This window comes from Nocardioides mesophilus, assembly GCF_014395785.1.
In the GTDB taxonomy this organism is placed as follows: Bacteria; Actinomycetota; Actinomycetes; order Propionibacteriales; family Nocardioidaceae; genus Nocardioides_B; species Nocardioides_B mesophilus.
Map to the genome: position 1 here is coordinate 1,749,115 of NZ_CP060713.1, position 19,348 is coordinate 1,768,462.

Sequence of the window (19,348 nt, forward strand, 5' to 3'; positions counted from 1 at the left end):
CGCGGTGGCGCCTCAGCGCGACGAGGAGCAGCCGCAGGACTCCCGATGCACGAACTCGGGCGTCAGCTGGATGGTCTCGGTCGGGCGCGTGGGGTCCTTCAGCCGGGCGAGCAGCAGTCGGGCGGCCTCGGCGCCGATCCGCGCGATGGGCTGCGAGATGACGGTCAGCCGGGGGTGGAACAGGTGCGCCCACTCGAAGTCGTCGAACGACACCAGCGCGATGTCGTCGGGCACGCGCATCCCGAGGTCCTGCAGCCCCTCCAGCACCCCGATGGTCATGCGGTTGTTGGCTGCGACGATCGCCGTCGGCGGCTCGGCCAGGGCGATCAGCTCACGAACGGCCACGCGCGCGGGCTCCACCTCGCTCGCTCCGGACGCCACCAGCTCGGCGTCGTAGGCCAGGCCACTACGCTCCAGTCCGAGCTGGTAACCGCTCAGGCGCTCGTTGGTGGTGCTCAGCCCGGGTTGACCGCAGATCAGCGCGATCCGTCGGTGCCCGAGGGACGCCACGTGCTCGACGAGCTGGCTGGTGGCGTGCTCGTTCTCCACGCCCACCTGGTCGAAGCTCTCCGAGGCGAGCCTGTCGATGAGGACGGTCGGGAGCCGCTGGTCAGCGAGGTACCGCAGTGCCCTGCGCTCGGGGTCGGCCGACGGAGCCAGCACGTATCCGTCCACCCGACGCGAGTGCAGGGACCGGATCACCCGAAGCTCCTCGTCGGGGTCATCCATCGTGTCGACAAGGAGCATGAGGTAGCCGGCTGCACGGACCTCGCTCTCGAGCGCGCGCACGAGGTCGATGAAGTACGGGTTCGAGATGGCCGAGATGGCCAGCCCGATGGTCCGGGTGCTCGAAGTGGCCAGCGACCGGGCCACCGTGTTGTGGGTGTAGCCGGTCTCCTCGATGGCGGTCAGGACCTTCTGACGCGTCGCCTCGGCCACGTAGCGCGACTCGTTCAGCACGTGCGAAACCGTGGTGGTCGAGACCCCTGCCCTCAACGCCACGTCGATCATCGTCGCCATCACTACGTCCCCTCACCCATCCCTCTGCCGTCATCCTACGGGTTCACCGGGTGACGCAAGCGCTTGCGGCAAGCGCTTGCGTGTCGTAACGTGACCGAGGACACAGTCCCTGGCCCACGGCCGAGAGCAGGGTCTGAACCACGATCTGGAGGAGCGACGGTGACCGACGACGAGATGCTCGCCGAGGCGGTGCGACGAGCCAGAGGACTGGTGGCTCCCGGCACCCGGCGTCTGCTCGGCATCGTGGGCCCTCCCGGCGGCGGCAAGTCCACGCTGGCCCATTTCCTGACCGAGCAGCTGGGCACCTCGGCGTGCTACGTGCCGATGGACGGCTTCCACCTGGCCAACGTCGAGCTGGAGCGTCTCGCGCGTCGCGACCGCAAGGGCGCCCCGGACACGTTCGACGCTGCCGGGTACGTCGCCCTTCTGCGGCGCCTGCGCGATGCCGAGGAGACGGTCTACGCCCCGGCCTTCGACCGCGAGCTCGACGAGTCGATCGCCGGCGCCGTCGCCGTACCTCCCACGGTCCCCCTAGTCATCACGGAGGGCAACTACCTCCTCCTGCAGGAGGGGCCGTGGGCCGACGTACGGCGTCTGCTGGACGAGATCTGGTACGTCGAGACAGACGAGCAGACCCGCGTCGAACGTCTGATCCAACGCCACGTCACCTTCGGCAAGACCCCTGCGGCGGCGCATGCCTGGGCCCACGGGAGCGATCAGCGCAACGCCGAGCTGGTCGCCCGGAGCCGGCACGGCGCCGACCTCGTAGTCCACCTGTCGCCCCGTGACCGGGAAGCCCACGTCGCATCCGAACGCACACCGGCCGACCAGGTCGCACACCCCCACCGAAACACCGCCAACCGAGGAGCACCAGATGCGTGACAACCGACCGTTCCACACCCGCGCCGTCGCCGCCCTGGCCGTGACCCTGACCGCGCTCGCCGCAGCCGGGTGCAGCACCGAGCGCGCCGCGTCGTCAGAGTCCCCGAGCGACGACGGCGAGGTGAAGATCGGCCTGGTCACCAAGACCGAGACCAACCCGTACTTCGTCAAGCTCCGGGAATCGGCCCAGGCCGCCGCCGACAAGAGCGGAGCCGACCTCATCGCGCTGGCCGGAAAGTTCGACGGGGACAACGCCGGCCAGGTCACCGCCATCGAGAACCTCGTACAGCAAGGGGTGGACGGGATCCTGATCACTCCGAGCAACGCGAAGGCGATCCTCGACGCCATCCAGGAAGCCAAGGACGCCGGAGTCGTCGTGATCGCGCTGGACACGGAGACCGAGCCTCGTGACGCGGTCGCAGCGACCTTCGCCACCGACAACGAGGAAGCCGGCCGGACGCTGGGCAAGTACATCGACGCCCGGCTCGGCGACCGTGACCCGAAGGTGCTGATGGCCGACCTGGACCCGAGCTCCAGCGTCGGGCTGCAGCGGCACAACGGCTTTCTGGACGGCATGGGGCTCACCGACGACAGCGACGCCATCCTGGGCACGGCGCTCACCCAGGGCGATCAGGGCAAGGCCCAGGCCGCCATGGAGAACCTGCTGCAGCGAGTCGGCAAGAAGGTCAACGTGGTCTACAACATCAACGAGCCGGCAGCGCGGGGGTCCTACCTCGCTCTGAAGGCGCGCGGGCTCGCCGACGACGTCCTGATCGGCGCGATCGACGGCAGCTGCTCGGGCGTGCAGGACGTCGCTGACGGCAAGTTCGCCGCCACCGTCATGCAGTTCCCCCAGAAGATGGCCGAGCAGGGCGTCGCCGCTGTCGTGAAGTACGCCGAGACCGGCGAGAAGCCGTCGGGCTTCGTCGACACCGGCGACATGCTCATCACTGACAAGCCGGTGGACGGGCTGGAGTCCAAGGACTCCACCTGGGGCGCCGAGAACTGCTGGGGATGAGGGTCGTGACAGGCACGCAGACCTCGTCACCGCAGCTGCCTCCGGCCGAGCGCGAATCGGGAACGAAACGGGCGCTCGACGCGATGGAGCGGCGCTTCTCGCAGACCCCGGCGCTCGGCCCGACGGCCGCGCTGCTCCTCGCGATCGTCGTGTTCTCGGTGGGCAGCGACACGTTCCTGAACATCGACAACTTCTCGTTCATCGTCCAACAGTCCGTGGTGATCGCCACGCTGGCTCTCGGGCAGACGATCATCATCCTGACCGGCGGGATCGACCTCGCGAACGCACTGATCGCGGTCCTGGGCACCCTGGTGATGACCCGGACCACCCTCGACGGCGTTCCTGTGGTCGCCGCCCTGGCGCTGGGGGTGCTGGTCTGCGCGCTCACGGCATCCGTCTCGGGGCTGCTCGTCGCCAAGCTCCGCCTGCCCTCGTTCATCGTGACGCTCGGGATGCTGACGGTGGTCACCGCGGTGGCCAACCTGTACAGCAGCGGCACGACGTGGCCGGCGCCCGACGGCTTGCTCACCCTGATGGGGATGAAGCTGTACCTGTTCGGACGTGTCCAGTTCACGATCGGCATGCTCTTCGCCGCCGCCCTGTTCGTCCTCGTGTGGGTGACGCTGACCAGGACGGCCTGGGGTCGACACGTCTACGCGATCGGCAACGACGCCGAGGCTGCGCGCCTCAACGGCATCAACGTGAAGCGGATGCTGCTCAGCGTGTACGCCCTCGCCGGGTGCATCTACGCCATGGCCGCCTGGCTGTCCCTGGGCCGGACCCCGAGCGCAGACCCCAACGCCTATCAGCTCGGCAACCTCGAGAGCATCACCGCGGTCGTGATCGGCGGCACCAGCCTCTTCGGCGGTCGAGGCGGCGTGGTCGGGACCGTGGTGGGTGCGCTCATCGTGTCGGTGCTGCGCAGCGGACTCACGCAGATGGGGATCGACTCCAACTACCAGAACCTGGCCACCGGGATCCTCGTCATCGTCGCGGTCGCCTTCGACCAGTTCACCCGACGGAGGTCAGCATGAGCACCGCGTCCACGCGAGACCCGGCGGAGCCGGCACCGGTGCTGTCGGCGAGGGGCCTGCGCAAGCGCTACGGGCAGGTCACCGCGATCGACGGGGCCGACTTCGACCTCTACCCGGGCGAGGTGCTCGCCGTCGTCGGCGACAACGGGGCCGGCAAGTCCAGCCTCATCAAGGCGCTGACCGGCGCTCTCGTGCCGGATGCCGGAACGGTGGCGCTCGACGGGCGGTCGGTCTCCTTCACGTCGCCCGCCGACGCTCGCGAGGCGGGGATCGAGACGGTCTACCAGACCCTGGCGCTCGCGCCGGCCATGGACATCGCCTCGAACCTGTTCCTCGGCCGGGAGATCCGCCGTGACGGCCTCCTCGGCAGACTGCGCATGCTGGACCGCCGGGCGATGCGGGAGGAGGCGGCGCGCCAGCTGGACGCGCTGGGCATCGCGACGGTCCAGGACATCACGCAGCTCGTCGAGACCCTGTCCGGTGGCCAGCGGCAGGCCGTCGCCGTCGCCCGCGCTGCCATGTTCGGCAGCAAGGTCGTCATCATGGACGAGCCGACCGCTGCGCTGGGGGTGCGCGAGACCAGGCACGTGCTCGACCTGATCAAGCGCATCAGTGCACGTGGCCTGCCGGTCGTCCTCATCAGCCACGACATGCCGGCGGTCTTCGAGGTCGCCGACCGCATCCACGTGCACCGCCTCGGACGGCGTGCCGGGACGGTCCGGCCCGGAGAGGTGTCCATGTCCGACGTGGTCGCGTTCATCACCGGCGCCGAGGACGTGCCCGACTGAACCCCGCCGAGTCGGCGCATCCGCAGCGCCGGACCCTGCCGAGTCGGCGCATCCGCAGCGCTGGACCCCGCCGAGTCGGCGCATCCGCAGCGCTGAACCCCGCCGACTCGGCGCATCTGCAGCGCCGGACCACGTCGAGTCGGCGCATCTGCAGCGCCGGACCCTGCCGACTCGGCGCATCCGCACCTGTCCGAGCGCCGCGCGTCCTAGACTCCGGGCGGCCGCTCGGCCAACGAGACGCACGACGATCCAGGGGGATCCATGTCCGACAGCTACGGCGCCCAGAGCTACCCAGCCCCGCCGCCGGACCCGACAGGCTACGGAAGCGGTTACGGCTACGCGCCGGCCCCGATCCCCTACGCGAGCTGGATCCAGCGCGTCGGCGGCTACGTGATCGACATGCTGGTGGTGCTGCCGGGCTACGCGATCGTGTTGATCGGGCTCGCGCTCGCACCGGCCACGATGGATCCGGTGGCGAGCACGACTCCCGGCGGCTCTCTGGGCTTCGGGGCACGACGGTAGCGGTCATGCTCCTCGGGTACGCCGTCATCCTCGGCCTGGTGATCTGGAACCTGTTCATCCGGCAGGGTCGGACGGGCTGGAGCATCGGCAAGCAGGTACTGGGGATCCGGCTCATCAGCGAGCAGACCGGACAGCCGATCGGCGCCGGGATGGCGTTCGTGCGCACCCTCGCCCACTTCTTGGACTCGCTGGCCTGCTACCTCGGCTGGCTGTGGCCGCTGTGGGACCCGAAGTGCCAGACGTTCGCCGACAAGCTGTTGCGCACCGTCGTCATCCAGCAGAAGAAGGCCTGACCGGCGCTCGTCCGCCAGCGCTGCAGACGCGCCGACTCGACAGGGTCCAGCGCTGCAGACGCGCCGACTCGGCGGGGTCCGGCGCTGCAGACGCGCCGACTCGACGGGGTTCAACGCTGCAGACGCGCGACTCGGCGGGTGGGGTGGGGTGGGCGCGGAGGTGTCACCATGGACAGGTGTTCCGAGACGCCACCCTCGAGGACCTGGCCGCCCTGCGTGACCTCGAGCGCGAGTCGAACCTCGCCGCGCTGGGCCACGTCTTCCCCGCGGACCGGTTCCCCTTCCCCGACGACGCGGTGCTGGCCCGCTGGTCGCTCGTCCTCGACGAGCCCGGCTGCGAGGTGCTGGTGCTCGACGACCCGGAGCCGTCCCGGTCCCGCTCCCGGCTGATCGCCTACGCGGCGTACGACGACTCCTGGCTGCGGCACCTCGCGGTCCGCCCCGACCACTGGGGCGAGGGCCTGGCCTCGTCGGCCATCGACACCGCGCTGCACGCCATGGACCTGCGCGGCAGCACCAGCGCGTCGCTGTGGTGCCTGGAGGAGAACCGGCGGGCGCGGCGGCTCTACGAGTACCTCGGCTGGCGGCCGACCGAGGACCGGCAGCCCGCGCCGTGGCCGCCGCACCCGACCGAGATGCGCTACGAACGGCTGATCGTGGCGTCGACGCGATGACCGAGACGCAGGCCGCCGCAGGGGACGAGCTCCCCCGGGCCTGCCAGGGCACCGGTGAGCCGTTCGTCCGGCCCGGCACCGCCGCCGCCCGGTGGCTGCTGGCCGCCGCGGTGCTCGGCTCCGGGATGGCGATGCTCGACGGCACCGTGGTCAACGTCGCGCTGCGCAGCATCGGCGACGACCTGGACGCGACCGTCTCTCAGCTGCAGTGGGTGGTCAACGCCTACCTGCTCACGCTGGCCTCGCTGATCCTGGTCGCCGGGGCGCTCGGGGACCGGTACGGCCGGCGCCGGGTGTTCGTGATCGGGATCGCCTGGTTCGGGGTCGCGTCGCTGCTGTGCGCGCTGGCCCGGTCCCCCGAGCAGCTGATCGCGGCCCGGCTGGTGCAGGGCGTCGGCGCGGCCCTGCTCACCCCGGGCAGCCTGGCGATCATCCAGGGGTCGTTTCCCCCGGCCGACCGCGGCACGATGATCGGTCGCTGGGCCGGCCTCGGGGGCATCGCGGCGGCGATCGGTCCGCCGCTCGGCGGCTGGGTGGTGGAGGTCGCCACCTGGCGGTGGGTCTTCTGGTTCAACGTGCCGATCGCGGTGCTGGTGGTGCTGATCTCGCGGCGGCACGTCCCGGAGAGCCGCGACACCGAGTCGACGGGCGGCCGCGACGTGCTCGGGTCGGTGCTGGCGGTGGCCGGTCTGGGCGGCGTCACCTACGCGCTGATCGAGAGCGGTACGGCGGCCGCCGTACCTCTGGCGGTCCTCGGCGGCCTCGCGCTGGTCGGCTTCCTGCTCACCGAGGCTCGCACCGCGCACCCGGTGATGCCGCTGCACCTGTTCCGTTCCCGGGTGTTCAGCATCGCCAACGCGATGACGGTGCTGGTCTACGGAGCGCTCGGCGCGGTCTCGTTCTTCCTGGTGCTGCAGCTGCAGGTCAGCGCCGGTTACACCCCGCTCGAGGCGGGCTTCGCGACGCTGCCGACCACGCTGGTGATGCTGCTGCTCTCCTCCCGCTCGGGGGCGCTGTCGGCGCGGATCGGGCCGCGGACCCAGATGACGGTGGGGCCGCTCGGCTGCGCGGCCGGCGTGTTCTGGCTGCGCGAGGTCGGTCCGGGGGCGGACTACGTGAGCGACGTGCTGCCCGGGCTGCTGCTCTACTCGCTGGGCCTGGTGGCGCTGGTCGCGCCGCTGACCACCAGCGTGATGGCCGCCGCCCCGGACCGGTACGCCGGCGTCGCCAGCGGCATCAACAACGCGGTGGCCCGCACCGGGTCGCTGCTGGCGGTGGCCGCGCTGCCGCCGCTTGTGGGTCTGACCGGTGCCGACTACGAGCAGCCGGCGGTCTTCACCGAGGGCTACCTCACCGCGATGACGCTGTGCGCGGCGCTGATGGCGCTCGGCGGCGTGATCAGCTTCGTCGGTCTCGCCGGAACGCGCGACGTCGCCGCGGCGCGCCGCTGACCCGGGCCCGGCCGGCGCGTCGCTCGGCGCGGATCTCGGCGAGGTACTTGTGGAAGTCCACCTGGATCGTGTGCCGCTTGGAGGCGACGTAGCGCTTGCGGAGCGCCTCGTCGTACAGGCGGATCTGCCGGCGCATCTCGTCGTACGACGGCAGCGCGGCCTCGCCGCCGACCAGGTCCGCGACCCACTCGGCCTGCGCCTCGGCCAGCGGCATCACCGCGCCGAGCGGCTGGATCAGGCCGAGGAAGAACAGGCCGTCGTGCTCGGGGTCGACCACCCGGCGGTAGAGGTCGACGTGGTTGTCGGCGGTGCGCACCACCCGCGCGTCGAGGAACGGGAAGCTGACCCGGTAGCCGGTGCAGTAGACCACCACGTCGATCTCGTGGGCGGAGCCGTCGACGAAGAACACCTTCGACCCCTCGAACCGGTCGATGGTCGGCAGCACCGTGATGTCGCCGTGGCCGAGCCGGGTGAGCAGGTCGTCGCTGACCGTCGGGTGCGCGTGCAGCACCGCGTGGTCCGGACGGGGCAGCCCGTAGTCGGTGACCCGCCCCTGGGTCAGCCGCAGCGTCGCGGCCATCGCCAGCTGCTGCACCCGGGTCGGCATCCGCGCGATCACCGAGTCGGTGAGGTGGTCGGTGGGCACGCCGAAGACGTACTTGGGGATGACGTGCGCGCCGCGGCGCATCGCCAGGTAGGTCCGCCGGGCCACCCGGGAGGCCTCCACCGCGATGTCGGTCGCGGAGTTGCCGATGCCCAGCACCAGCACCCGCTTGCCCTCGAAGATCTCCGGGGTGCGGTAGTAGTGCGCGTGGATCTGCGTGCCGGGGAAGGTCTCGGCGCCGGCGAACGACGGCTCCGGCCAGCGAGGGTCCCAGTGGTGGCCGTTGGCGACGATCACGTGCGAGTAGCGCAACGTCTCCGGCTCGCCCGGGACGCCGCCGGGGCCGCCGGCGCGGCCGCGCACGGTGACGGCGTACCCCTGGCCACCGCGTGCCGGCGGCTGCACCTTGACCACCTCGGTGCGGAACCGGATCCGGTCGCGAAACCCGAAGTGGTCGACGAAGTCGTCGAAGTACCGCGCGATCTGCCAGTGGCTCGGGTAGTCGGGCAGGTCCTCGGGCATCGGGTAGGCGGCGAACTCCATCAGCTGACGCGAAGTGTTGATGTGCAGCGACCGGTACGCCGAGGACATCCCGTTGTCGTTGTCGTAGCGCCAGTTGCCGCCGACCTCGCTGCCCACCTCGAAGCAGTCGAAGTCGATGCCGCGGGCGTGCAGCACCTGGGCCGCGGCGATCCCCGACGAGCCGGCTCCGACGATGCAGACGCGCTGGTCCATCTGGTGGGTCCTCCGAAGTCGGGCTCGGCGATCGAGCGTGCTGGCCGAGATGGGGACCAGCCTGCCAGAACCTGTTCTATTCTTCGAGCGTGTCGTTCCCCTCGCCGCCGTGGCGGATGCGCGCGGAGATGTGGCTCTCGCTGTTCCGGGTCCCCGCGGCCGGCCGGGCGGACCGACCGGCCGGCCTGTACGGCGCGGCGTTCGCCGACTACCGCGCCGGCAGCCCGCTGACCTACCGAGAGCTGCTGGTCGCCCGGCTGCTCGAGCCGCGCCGCCGCCGGCTGCGGATCACCGACATCTGGGTGGACTCCCCGGCGTCCCGCGACGGCGGCCGCTCGTTGTGGGCGATCCCCAAGGAGCTCGGCGACCTGTCGCTGGCCGAGCGGCGCACCGGCCCGGTCGTGCGGACCGCGCTGGCGCTCTCGGTCGAGGGCCGACCGGTCGCGTCGGCGCGGTTCCGCGCCCTGCCCGGTGCCGCGCTGCTGCCGGTGCCGTACGCCGCCTGGGCCTCGCAGCTGCGCCCCGGTGCCCCGGCAGGCTCCGAACGCGCGGCCGCCGAGGTGCTGACGTCGATGCGCGGGACCACCCGGGTCGCACCGGCCCGGGCCGACTGGGAGGTCGACCCCGACGGGCCGCTGGCCTTCCTGCGCGGTCAGCGGCCGTTCCTCTCGGTCCGGCTGACCGGGATCCGGCTCACCTTCGGCGGGTGATCGTTGTCCGGCGGCCCGCCGGGTCGGTGCGGGGACGTCCGTGGCCGAGGCCCGTGTTGGGTGGACGAACACGACGGATGACGGGTCTCCCCCGTTGTCACGCAATGCGCGTAGTCAGCGCCCGGGCTGGGGTCATCGGACCCTGATCCGACGTCGGATCGGGTGCCATGGTGGCGCCATGAGTGCACCAGGAGTCCTCTCGTCAGCCTCCCTGGTCGTGCCCCTGGCCGAGGGGCGGTACATCGACTGGGGCGTCATCAGCATCAGCGTCACCAACCTCCTGATCATCGTGGCGATGATCGTGGTGTTCGTGCTCGCACTCGTCCTGCCCTTCCCCCACCGGCACGACGACGACGAGTCATGACCGCCGTCACGCGTGCCCCCCGGGGAAGCGGCAGCTGGACCTCCAAGGTCTCCTCGTGGATCTCCGGGCTGGTGCCCCCCGGCCAGGCGCTGCCGGACCGGCAACCGGCGTACGTCGCCTCGTGGATCTACGTGTTCGGCGTGCTGACGCTCGCCTCCCTGGTGGTCGTGCTGGTGTCGGGGGGGGATCCTCGCCATGGGTGGGGTGTCCTGGTGGCACGTCAGCTCGGTCGGTCACTTCGTCAACTCGACGCACCTGTGGAGCGTCGAGCTGTTCTTCGCCTTCATGGTGATCCACCTGTGGGGCAAGTTCTGGATGGCTGCCTGGCGCGGGAAGCGGGCCCTCACCTGGATCACCGGCGTGCTCGCCTTCGTGACCTCCATCGGCACGGCGTTCACCGGCTACCTCTCCCAGTCGAACTTCGACTCCCAGTGGATCAGCGGCGAGGCCAAGGACGGCCTGAACTCCGTCGGCATCGGAGCCTTCTTCAACGTGCTCAACCCGGGCCAGATGCTGCTGTGGCACGTCGTGCTGCTGCCGGTCGGGGTCGGGGCCGTCACCGTGGTGCACATCGTGCTCGTACGCCGTCACGGCGTCGTGCCGCCGATCGACGCCGAGGAGCGTGCGTCATGACCGCCACGCAGACCCGGTCCCGGCTGCCCGCGCACGGATCGCGGAGCGTCACCCCGGACTCGCACGACTTCCCCACGCGTCCCTACGACTTGGTGAAGGAGTTCGTGATCGCGCTGGCCGTGGTCTCGCTGCTGACCCTCGGCCTGTCGGCCGCCTTCTCGTCCCCCGACGACGAGGCGATCACGATGGCGGACTGGGCCAAGGCGGCGCCGGCCGACGTCGTCGCGACCGCTGCCGGCGAGCTCGCCGGGACGACCACCAGCGCGACGTACGGGCCGCCGTACAACGACAACGGGCCCGGCATGACCCTGCTCGGCGTCCCGTTGCAGCGCTGGGCCGGCGTCCGGATACCGGTGGACTCGGCCGACCTCGTGCTCGTCCCGTTGCGTCAGCAGAGCGGCGGCCCGTTGCTCCGCTCCGCGCTGGCGACGTGGACGGCGGCGAGCGCCACCCAGCAGGAGGCCTGGGCGACGGCCTACTCCGACGCGCTGGCCGCCGCCCCCGACGGCGACCCAGCCCAGGTCGCGAACGGCGACTACGGCCCGGTCCCGGTGCTGGCGAACGCGTTCCTCAGCGTCGCCTCCAGCGGAGGCCTCGAAGGCGCGCTCACCTCGTCCGGCAGCTTCTACGGGACCGACGTGACACGGTCGATGCTGCTGCTCGCGGACGGCGCCTACCTCGAGAACCGGGCGGTCGCCGAGCACCTGGGCGGAGACCAGTGGGGGATGATGAACGAGGTGGGCAACTACCCGGGTCAGCCCTGGATGTGGCTCTACACGTTCTGGTACCAGGTCAAGCCGTTCTCCACCTCGGAGAACGCCGACGCCCTCGTCTGGGGCCTGATGATGGTGCTGACCCTCGCCCTGATGTTCTTGCCCTTCATCCCCGGCCTGCGCTCGATCCCGAGGTGGATCCCGGTGCACCGGCTGATCTGGCGTCGTCCGGTGGCGCCGAGGAAGAGCTAGGCACCGCGCCCAGTAGCGGTCGGTCGCCCGCAACGCAGGCGGCCTGCCGTCTCGCCGGGCTCGGGGCCAGGCCGGCCGCACAGGAGGGGACGGCTACTGGTCCCGGCCCCGCTGCCGGGCGGCCTCACCGCTCGCGAGGCCGAAGTGCCCCGGTGGGTCGCCTCCGGTAGGTCCAATTCGCAGATCGCCACGAGCCTGTACTTGAGTTCCTCCTCTCCCGGGCCCTGTTCGGCGGGGAGAACCTGGTTAGGCGAAGCGCCCTGGGATGGCACGAATTCGTCATGGACCCGAGGCCGGCCGCCGAGGAATCTCGTGGGAGACGCTGTTGTCGCGGCAGGGGGCCGTGGGAGACGTGCGCCTATCGAGCCGGGGGGCAGCATGAGAACCAATCGGACGTCCAGGCACGCGCGGGCGAGCAGGGTGGCCCTCGCGGTGACCTTCGCAGTGGGACTCACGGCGGTGACCGGGACAGGCGCCACGGCCGTGATCTCAGCGCCGTCCGTGCCTGCCACCGTCACCACGCACGCCCTCCACAGCGACGCCGAACACGCGAAGCAAGATCTGGTGGGCAAGTCGATCACCAGCATCGAGAGGCAGACCCGCGCAGCCGCGGCCAGGATCAAGCAGGCGACCGGAGCGGTCCCGGGCGGCAGGGCGGGTACCCAGAAGCTGCCCAACAGCGCTCTCTCCGTCGCCGCGGCTGCCGACCCCGGGGTGGGCGGCGCGTGGAGTGCGGTCATTCCCACAGATGTCGTGCCGATCTTCCAGGCGGTGCTGCCCAACGGAAAGGTCCTGATGTGGGACTCGGTCGGCGACGGCGCCGCTGAGTCCTACACCAGTCACACCTTCACGCGCGCGCTCGTCTGGGATCCCATGACGAACACGTCGGTACGCCGGGACGTGCAGGGATACAACATCTTTTGCGCCGGCTTCACCCAGCTCGCCGACGGCCGCGTCCTGGTGGCTGGCGGCAACAAGGACTCGAGCCTCAACGGGATCGTGCAGACCCACATCTTCGACTGGCGTACCGAGACCTGGATCCGGGGTCCCGACATGGCAGCTGGCCGCTGGTATCCCTCCGTCGCCGCGCTCGGCAATGACGAGGCGGTGATCGTCGGCGGTGGGCCCTCGGTACCCGAGGTGTACCAGACCGACGGCAGCTTGCGTCTGCTCACGAACGCCACCGGCTACGGCGATCGAAGCTACCCGTTCCTGGCTCCGCGTCCGGACGGCAAGGTCGAGCTCATCGGTCCGCACACATCAATGAACACGATCGACGCGAGCGGCGTGGGAGCGATCACCGCCGTTCGGGACCGGGACGGTCTCGAGCGCGACTACGGCAGCTTCGCCACGTACGACATCGGCAAGGTGCTGGTGTCCGGCGGCGGGAACCTCAGCGAGGACGGCCAGAGCAACGTCCCGACGAAGACCGCCGTCGTGGTTGACCTCACCAGTGGCACCAGCGTGAGCCCGACGGCCTCGATGTCGGTCGGGCGTCGCCAGCACAATCTCACCGTCCTGGCCGACGGTAGCGTCCTCGCTACCGGTGGGCAGAGCCGTTCCGTGGATGGGTCGGTCGATCTCGACTACCCGGTCTTCGCTGCGGAGCGATGGAATCCCGCCACTGGCACCTGGAGCGTGCTGGCGAGCGCGAGCCGGGTCCGGGAGTACCACTCCAGCGCCGCGCTGCTGCCGGACGGCCGAGTGCTGACGGGAGGCGGTGGCGTCTGCGGCACGTGCATGACCAAGGGCTACCTCGAGAAGAACATCGAGTACTTCGAGCCGCCGTACCTGTTCCGCAGCGACGGCAGTGGGCAGCGCGCGGCTCGCCCGGTGATCAACTCCGCGCCAGCAACCGCGGGATACGGAAGGAACGTCGCCATCGCGTCCGCACAAGCGAGCACGATCGCCAAGGTCGGTCTGGTTCGACTCGGGGCACCGACACACAGCGAGGATCAAGGACAACGCTACGTGCCCCTGTCATTCAGCGCTGTCGGCACGACCATCACCGCGGCGGCGCCGGCCACGTCCAACATCGCACCCGCCGGGTACTACATGCTCTTCATCACAGATGCGGCCGGTGTCCCGTCGGTGGCCAAGATCATCAAGCTTGAGCATGGAGCCACCACCCCACCGCCCAGGGCTGGGACCCCGATCGTCGGAATCAGAGGACGCTGCATCGGCATCCGCGGAAAGGCGGCCGTGGACCGCGCCGACCTGTGGATGGAGACCTGCGACGGACGAAGGGGCCAGAAATGGCTCTACTCGACCAGCGACAAGTCCTTGCGCTCGGTCGACAGATGCATGGAAGTCGCCGGTGATGCACTCCAGGCGGGCTCGCGGGTGCGGTTGAACTCCTGTCGAGGCGCTTCCGCACAGAGATGGGTCCCCCGGGCGGCGGACAGGACCATCCGCTCCGTCACTGGCCTCTGCCTCCAACCGAAGGCGCGTTCGACCGCCCTTCACGCGACGTTGAAGATCGCCACCTGCAGGAAGGGATCAGTCGCTCAGAAATGGACCTGGTGACACACCGGGCACCCGAGGCCCGGCGCCCGGACGCACTCGCCCGTGATGCCGCCTCAGTACCGGTCGGTCGCTCGCAACGCGGGTGGCCTGCCGTCGGGGTCGTGGACCAGGTCGAGCGGCAGTGCCGCCCACCGTCGCTGACGCGGGGTGAGCTGCGCCTCGGGGAGCCGGCGCAGCCGACCGGGCGGGCGCGGCCCTCGCCTCCCGGCGAGGTGCCACTCGTCGAGCCGATCGGCGTACGCAGCGTAGACGTCGAACATCGCGGCCGGTTCGAGGCAGTCGGCCATCGCCGCCTCGAGGCCCTGCCCGGCCACCTGGTCGAGCCGGTCGAGGTGCTCGGCCGCCAGGGTGAGCCGCAGGGTCCGGGCATAGGACTCGTCGAGGACGACGGCTGACAGCTCGGAGTCGTGGGTCCAGGAACGACGACTGAAGTTGTCCGACCCGATGCTGGTCCAGGTGTCGTCGATGGTGCAGACCTTGGCGTGCACGTAGACGGGGACACCGGCGTGGTTCTCGAGGCCGTACGCCGCGACGCGGTCCGGGGCGATCCGCCGAAGCCGGTCGATCGCCCGGTGCCGGCCCAGCAGCTGCGGCACCCGGTTGAGGCCGCCGAGGTCGGGCACCAGCGGGATGACGACGACGGCGCGCAGCTCGCGCTGCCGCCGCAGCTGCTCCTCGAAGACCCGAGCGACGTCGCCGCCCCAGAAGTACTGGTCCTCGACGTAGACCATCCGCTCGGCCCGCCGCACCGCCTTGGTGTAGCCGCGGGCGACGCTGCGCTCGCCGCCGCGGGCGAAGGGGTAGTCGCGGCCGAGCCTCAGGTCGGGATAGGTCCTGAGCAGCTGGACCGTGTGCTGCCCTGCGGACGGCGGCGGCGGCCATTGCTCCGGGAGGGTGTCCGGAGAGCTGTCGAGCCCCCGGAGCCGGTCGGCCAGCTGTCGCCACGGCGCCCGGGAGAGCGGCGCGGGATCGCTCCAGCGTTCCCGGAAGACGGTCTCCACGTCATGGACGGCCGGCCCCTGGATCGCCGCCTGGACGTCGTGCCACGGGGGGTGGTCGCCGTACTCCTCGGTGAGTGGCGCCGGCTGCGGATCTCCGTGGTGCGCGGCGTCGTCGCGCCGGTTGTGGGCGAGGTCGATGCCGCCGACGAAGGCCACGTCTCGCGCGGGGTCGTCACGGTGCCGGACCACGACGAACTTCTGGTGGTGCGAGCCCCCGACGCGGACCCGCATGTCGAGCAGCACCTCGACGCCCCGCTTCTGCAGCTGCTCACCGAGGTGGCGGTTCTCGGTAGCGAAGAAGCCCGTCTGGTCGAGGTGGGAGCGCCAGACCAGCCCGTGCACGGCGACGCCGCGCCGGTCCGCGCGGGAGAGGACCTCGAGCACCTCGCTCCCGGCCTCGCCGGTGAGCCGCTCGTCGGCGTCGCCCTGCCAGTCGGTGAAGAGCACGAGGTCGCCGGGGCCGGTGGCCTCGAGCGCGTCGTACAGCGCTCGGAAGTACGTCGCACCATGGATCAGCAGACGGACGTGGTTGCCCTCCGACCAGGCCCGGTCATCACCGTGGCGGTCGTCCAGGGTGGTCAGCGGATTGGCCCGCTCCGTCCTCGTGAGCAGCCAGTCGGAGGGGTCGTTCATGCTCCCAGCATGACCGATCCGCCGCCCGGCGGGTGAGGTGTCGCCACCGGAGTGGTCAGAGCCAGTCCTTGCGCTTGAAGGTGAGGTAGAGGGCGCCGGAGAGGGCGACGATAAGGATCGAGGAGGTGAGGAAGCCGCCCTGGTGGGCGAACCCCGGGTACGGCAGGTTCTGACCGTAGAAGCCCGTGATCGCGGTCGGCACCGCGATGATCGCGGCCCAGCTCGTGACCTTCTTGGTGATCACGTTGAGGCGGTTCCCCTGGATCGTCAGGTTGGTCTCGAGGATGGTGTTCACCAGGTCGCGGAGGCTCTCGGTCCACTCGCTGGCCCGCAGCACGTGGTCGTAGACGTCCTGGTAGTAGGGCATGAGCTCGTCGGGGACCAGACCGATGTCGCGTCGCATCAGGGTGTTGACGACCTCCCGCATCGGCAGGACGACGCGACGCAGCTGCACCAGGCTCTTGCGCAGCTCGAAGCTGCGGCGTTGGACGCTCTGGTCATGAGGCCGGTCGTCGAACAGCAGGTCCTCGAGCTCTTCGATCTGGTCGTCGAGCGACTCCACCGCATCGAAGTGCGCGTCGACGACGAAGTCCAGCAGCCCGTGCAGCAGTGCACCGACCCCGAACCTGGTGAGATCGACCTCGTCGTCCCACCGGGCCACCAGCGCGTCGATCGAGAAGGTGTCCTCGCGGCGTACCGTGACCAGCGCCGCCGGGGTGATGAACGCAGCGAGCTCACCGGTGATCAGCCGGCCACTGGCGACGTCGAGCAGCACCGTGTAGGCGGTGAGGAAGTCATGCCCGGCGTAGCGGTCGAACTTGGGCCGCTGGCGACCCTGCGCGGCGTCCTCCACGGCGAGCCGGTGCAGCCCCAGCTCGTCGGCCACCAGCTGCAGGTCCACGAGGTCCGGCGCACACAGATCGACCCACACGACGGCAGACGTGTCCCCCAGGTGCTCCGACACCTGGTCGAGCGGGAAGTCCTCGTCGGTGAGGACTCCCCCGCGATAGCAACGCGTTCGTGCCATCCATCAAGTATCCGGCACCGGCGGACGCGTCGCGCCGGGTTTGCCCGCGTCGGCGTACGACCGCACGATCGAGACGTTGAGCGGGAAGTCGACGGTGAGGTCCCGGAACAGCAGCGCCGCCGCGCTTGCGGCCGCCTCGGCCGCCTGCGCCGCGACCTCGTCGGCGAGCGCGGCCGGGGTGTGCACGACGACCTCGTCGTGGAGGAAGAAGACGAGGTGCGGTCGGCTGACGAGGGGACCGCTGCCGCCCAGCCGCCAGAGCCGGTTGCGCAGGTCGGCGATCCAGCACAGCGCCCACTCGGCGCCGGTGCCCTGCACGACGAAGTTGCGGGTGAACCGGCCGTGCGCGCGACGCCGCCGGGCCTGGCTGTCGGGATCGGCGGGCGGGTCGTCGGGGTCCCACGTGTCGCCCAGCCTCGGGGACCCGCGGCCGAGCAGCGTGCGCACCCCCTGGCCACGCTCGCCGGCACGGGCCGCCTCCTCCACCAGAGCGAACGCCTCCGGGTAGCGCCGGGTGAGCCCGGTGACCAGACGGCCGCTCTCACCGCTGGTCGCCCCGTACATCGCGCCGAGCAGCCCGAGCTTGGCGGCCTTGCGGTTGGCCACCGCGCCGTCCTCGACCATCCCCTGGTAGAGGTCGGCGCCGCGCGCGGACCTGGCCAGCGCGCGGTCGCCGCTCATGCCGGCGAGCACGCGTGGCTCGAGCTGGGCGACGTCGGCGACCACGAGCCTCCAGCCGTCGTCGGCGACCGCCGCCGGCCGCACCTGCACCGGGATCGACAGCGCGCCGCCGCCGTTGGAGGACCACCTGCCGGTGCTGGAGCCGGCCGGCTGGTACGACGGCCGGAACCGGCCGCCGCTGACCCATTCGTCGATCCACGCCCAGCCGTTGGTCTGGAACAGGTGCGCGAGCTGCTTGTAGCGCAGGAGCGCGGCGATGCCCGGGTGCTCGAGCCCGCGCAACGAGGACGCCCGGGTGTCCGCGACGTCCAGCCCCGCCCGCCGCAACGCCTCCAGCAGCTCGGGCCGGGAGTCGGGGTTGAGACCCGGCACGCCGAAGGCGCCGCGAACCTCCGCCACCAACGCCTCGAGCCCTCGCGGCCGGGCGCCCCGCGGCGGCCGCGGCCCGAGCAGGTCGGTGAGCAGCCGCTCGTGGACGTCGACCCGCCACGGCACTCCGGCGTACGTCATCTCGGCCGCGGCCAGGGCGCCCGAGGACTCCGCGGCGAGCAGCAGCCTCAGCCGGGCCGCCTCGGTCGAGGCCGCGACGGCGCTCAGCTGCCTGGCGTCTTCGAGGTCGGCCCGCAGGTGCTCGGCCGTGTCGTCGATCGAGAACAGCGCCGGGTCGGAGGGCCCGCTCGGCCCGAGCCGGTCCCAGTGCTCCGACTGCTCCCCGTCCAGCAGCCGGCCCTCGACCGCGGGGGCCCGCCGCAGCAGGTGGTGGCCCAGCCGCAGGTCGTGGCAGCGCCCGACCCGCACCCCGGCCGCCAGCAACGACGGATACCACCGTGCGGTGTCGTCCCACACCCAGCGCGGCGCGTCGACCTCGCGCGCTCCCACGTACGCCGGCAGATCGGCCGCCGCCACCTCACGCGTCGCGTCGCCGTCGACCACCAGCACGCGGTCGCCCGGCAGGCGCGAGAGCGAGACCCGGGTCATGTGCACACCCTGACATCGCCGCCCCCGGGTGCCTGCGTCGGCGTCGCCCGCGATCGATGCGCGGCCTCGCGCCACAATTGCCGCATGGTCGAGGTCGATCCCGAGCGGTTCGAGGCAATGGTCAGCGAGGCGCTCGACGGGCTGCCCGCCGAGCTCGGGGAGATCATGAGCAACGTGGCCGTCACCGTCGAGCACGGCACGGGGCCGGCGGGCCTGCTGGGGCTCTACCGGGGCATCCCGCTGACGCGTCGCACGACGTCGTACGCGGGTGTGCTGCCCGACCGGATCACGATCTACCGACGTGCCATCTGCGCGGTCTGCCACAGCGACGAGGAGGTCGTGGAGCAGGTTCGGCGGACCGTGGTCCACGAGATCGGCCACCACTTCGGCATCGGGGACGCCCGGCTGCGCGAGCTCGGCTGGTGACCCCGCCTGCGGACCCGTCGCCGCTCAGGCCCTCAGGATCCGGTCCATCGCCCTGCCCTTGGCCAGCTCGTCGACCAGCTTGTCCAGGTAGCGGATCTTCTGCATCAGGGGGTCGTCCACGTTCTCCACGCGCACGCCACAGACCACTCCGGTGATCAGCGACGCATGCGGATTGAGCGCTGCCTCGGTGAAGAAGTCCTCGAAGGTCGTGCCCGCGGCCAGGTGACCGTTCAACGCCGACTCGTCGAAGCCGGTCAGCCACTCGATCACCTGGTCGAACTCGGCTTTCGTGCGCCCCTTCTTCTCCACCTTCGCCACATAGTGCGGGTACACCGACGCGACGCTGGTGCCGAAGATCCTGCTCATCCGGTGAGCCTAGGCCC

At 71.0% G+C, this 19,348-nt stretch carries 20 protein-coding genes; 14 read left to right on the forward strand and 6 right to left on the reverse strand.

Annotation, left to right across the window (positions count from 1 at the left end):
• Window positions 1-12: 12 nt before the first annotated feature.
• Complete coding sequence (locus tag H9L09_RS08225) at window positions 13-1,020, reverse strand: LacI family DNA-binding transcriptional regulator (protein WP_187580150.1); 1,008 nt, start codon at window positions 1,018-1,020, stop codon at window positions 13-15.
• Between the two features lie 159 nt (window positions 1,021-1,179).
• Here H9L09_RS08225 and H9L09_RS08230 point away from each other — a divergent pair, with 159 nt between their 5' ends.
• The 8 genes from H9L09_RS08230 (at window position 1,180) to H9L09_RS08265 (ending at window position 7,682) form a co-directional block, all read left to right on the forward strand.
• Window positions 1,180-1,902, forward strand: a complete 723-nt coding sequence (locus tag H9L09_RS08230) for a nucleoside/nucleotide kinase family protein (RefSeq protein WP_343065210.1) — start codon at window positions 1,180-1,182, stop codon at window positions 1,900-1,902.
• A complete protein-coding gene (locus tag H9L09_RS08235; RefSeq protein WP_187580151.1) occupies window positions 1,895-2,920 on the forward strand; it encodes a substrate-binding domain-containing protein in 1,026 nt (341 codons plus the stop codon). The genes H9L09_RS08230 and H9L09_RS08235 overlap by 8 nt, the downstream gene beginning before the upstream one ends.
• A gap of 5 nt (window positions 2,921-2,925) precedes the next feature.
• The gene (locus H9L09_RS08240) at window positions 2,926-3,954 is read left to right on the forward strand and encodes an ABC transporter permease (RefSeq protein ID WP_223164254.1); all 1,029 of its coding nucleotides are present in this window, start codon (window positions 2,926-2,928) and stop codon (window positions 3,952-3,954) included.
• Entirely contained in the window at window positions 3,951-4,742 is a 792-nt protein-coding gene (locus tag H9L09_RS08245) for an ATP-binding cassette domain-containing protein (protein WP_187580152.1), read from the forward strand. The genes H9L09_RS08240 and H9L09_RS08245 overlap by 4 nt, the downstream gene beginning before the upstream one ends.
• Window positions 4,743-5,003: 261 nt before the next feature.
• On the forward strand, window positions 5,004-5,264 hold the full coding sequence (locus tag H9L09_RS08250) for a hypothetical protein (RefSeq protein ID WP_187580153.1): 261 nt from the start codon (window positions 5,004-5,006) through the stop codon (window positions 5,262-5,264).
• A 5-nt stretch (window positions 5,265-5,269) separates the two neighbouring features.
• The gene (locus tag H9L09_RS08255; RefSeq protein ID WP_187580154.1) at window positions 5,270-5,557 is read left to right on the forward strand and encodes an RDD family protein; all 288 of its coding nucleotides are present in this window, start codon (window positions 5,270-5,272) and stop codon (window positions 5,555-5,557) included.
• A 176-nt stretch (window positions 5,558-5,733) separates the two neighbouring features.
• A complete protein-coding gene (locus tag H9L09_RS08260) occupies window positions 5,734-6,231 on the forward strand; it encodes a GNAT family N-acetyltransferase (protein WP_187580155.1) in 498 nt (165 codons plus the stop codon).
• Window positions 6,228-7,682, forward strand: a complete 1,455-nt coding sequence (locus H9L09_RS08265) for an MFS transporter (RefSeq protein WP_187580156.1) — start codon at window positions 6,228-6,230, stop codon at window positions 7,680-7,682. Before H9L09_RS08260 ends, H9L09_RS08265 begins: the two co-directional genes overlap by 4 nt.
• On the opposite strand, the gene H9L09_RS08270 is transcribed toward H9L09_RS08265, so the two are convergent.
• Window positions 7,630-9,021, reverse strand: coding sequence for a flavin-containing monooxygenase (locus H9L09_RS08270; RefSeq protein WP_187580157.1), 1,392 nt, complete (start codon window positions 9,019-9,021; stop codon window positions 7,630-7,632). The two genes, H9L09_RS08265 and H9L09_RS08270, sit on opposite strands and share 53 nt — an antisense overlap.
• Window positions 9,022-9,110: 89 nt before the next feature.
• Between H9L09_RS08270 and H9L09_RS08275 the strand changes: the two genes are divergently transcribed.
• From H9L09_RS08275 to H9L09_RS08295, 5 genes are all read left to right on the forward strand, one after another.
• Complete coding sequence (locus tag H9L09_RS08275) at window positions 9,111-9,731, forward strand: acetoacetate decarboxylase family protein (RefSeq protein ID WP_187580158.1); 621 nt, start codon at window positions 9,111-9,113, stop codon at window positions 9,729-9,731.
• A 178-nt stretch (window positions 9,732-9,909) separates the two neighbouring features.
• Window positions 9,910-10,095, forward strand: coding sequence for a hypothetical protein (locus H9L09_RS08280; protein WP_187580159.1), 186 nt, complete (start codon window positions 9,910-9,912; stop codon window positions 10,093-10,095).
• A 195-nt stretch (window positions 10,096-10,290) separates the two neighbouring features.
• Window positions 10,291-10,728 carry a cytochrome b N-terminal domain-containing protein gene (locus tag H9L09_RS08285; RefSeq protein WP_223164255.1) on the forward strand — a complete coding sequence of 146 codons (438 nt, stop codon included), beginning with the start codon at window positions 10,291-10,293 and terminating at the stop codon, window positions 10,726-10,728.
• Window positions 10,725-11,693, forward strand: coding sequence for a hypothetical protein (locus H9L09_RS08290; RefSeq protein ID WP_187580160.1), 969 nt, complete (start codon window positions 10,725-10,727; stop codon window positions 11,691-11,693). Before H9L09_RS08285 ends, H9L09_RS08290 begins: the two co-directional genes overlap by 4 nt.
• A gap of 432 nt (window positions 11,694-12,125) precedes the next feature.
• The gene (locus H9L09_RS08295; RefSeq protein WP_223164256.1) at window positions 12,126-14,219 is read left to right on the forward strand and encodes a galactose oxidase-like domain-containing protein; all 2,094 of its coding nucleotides are present in this window, start codon (window positions 12,126-12,128) and stop codon (window positions 14,217-14,219) included.
• Window positions 14,220-14,272: 53 nt separating this feature from the next.
• Here H9L09_RS08295 and H9L09_RS08300 read toward each other — a convergent pair whose 3' ends face one another.
• Genes H9L09_RS08300 through H9L09_RS08310 form a run of 3 tightly spaced genes read right to left on the reverse strand, consistent with a single transcriptional unit; the run spans window position 14,273 to window position 18,539 of the window.
• Window positions 14,273-15,853 (reverse strand): phospholipase D-like domain-containing protein, encoded by a 1,581-nt coding sequence (locus tag H9L09_RS08300; RefSeq protein WP_187580162.1) that lies wholly within the window; start codon window positions 15,851-15,853, stop codon window positions 14,273-14,275.
• 55 nt (window positions 15,854-15,908) lie between these two features.
• Window positions 15,909-16,880: a magnesium transporter CorA family protein gene (locus tag H9L09_RS08305; RefSeq protein WP_187580163.1), complete on the reverse strand. Its 972-nt coding sequence runs from the start codon at window positions 16,878-16,880 to the stop codon at window positions 15,909-15,911.
• A 3-nt stretch (window positions 16,881-16,883) separates the two neighbouring features.
• Complete coding sequence (locus tag H9L09_RS08310) at window positions 16,884-18,539, reverse strand: bifunctional 3'-5' exonuclease/DNA polymerase (RefSeq protein WP_187580164.1); 1,656 nt, start codon at window positions 18,537-18,539, stop codon at window positions 16,884-16,886.
• An 84-nt stretch (window positions 18,540-18,623) separates the two neighbouring features.
• Here H9L09_RS08310 and H9L09_RS08315 point away from each other — a divergent pair, with 84 nt between their 5' ends.
• Window positions 18,624-18,965: a metallopeptidase family protein gene (locus tag H9L09_RS08315; protein WP_187580165.1), complete on the forward strand. Its 342-nt coding sequence runs from the start codon at window positions 18,624-18,626 to the stop codon at window positions 18,963-18,965.
• A 24-nt stretch (window positions 18,966-18,989) separates the two neighbouring features.
• Here the strand turns inward: H9L09_RS08315 and H9L09_RS08320 are convergent, their stop codons facing one another.
• Window positions 18,990-19,331: a DUF2200 domain-containing protein gene (locus H9L09_RS08320; RefSeq protein ID WP_187580166.1), complete on the reverse strand. Its 342-nt coding sequence runs from the start codon at window positions 19,329-19,331 to the stop codon at window positions 18,990-18,992.
• Window positions 19,332-19,348 lie beyond the last annotated feature (17 nt).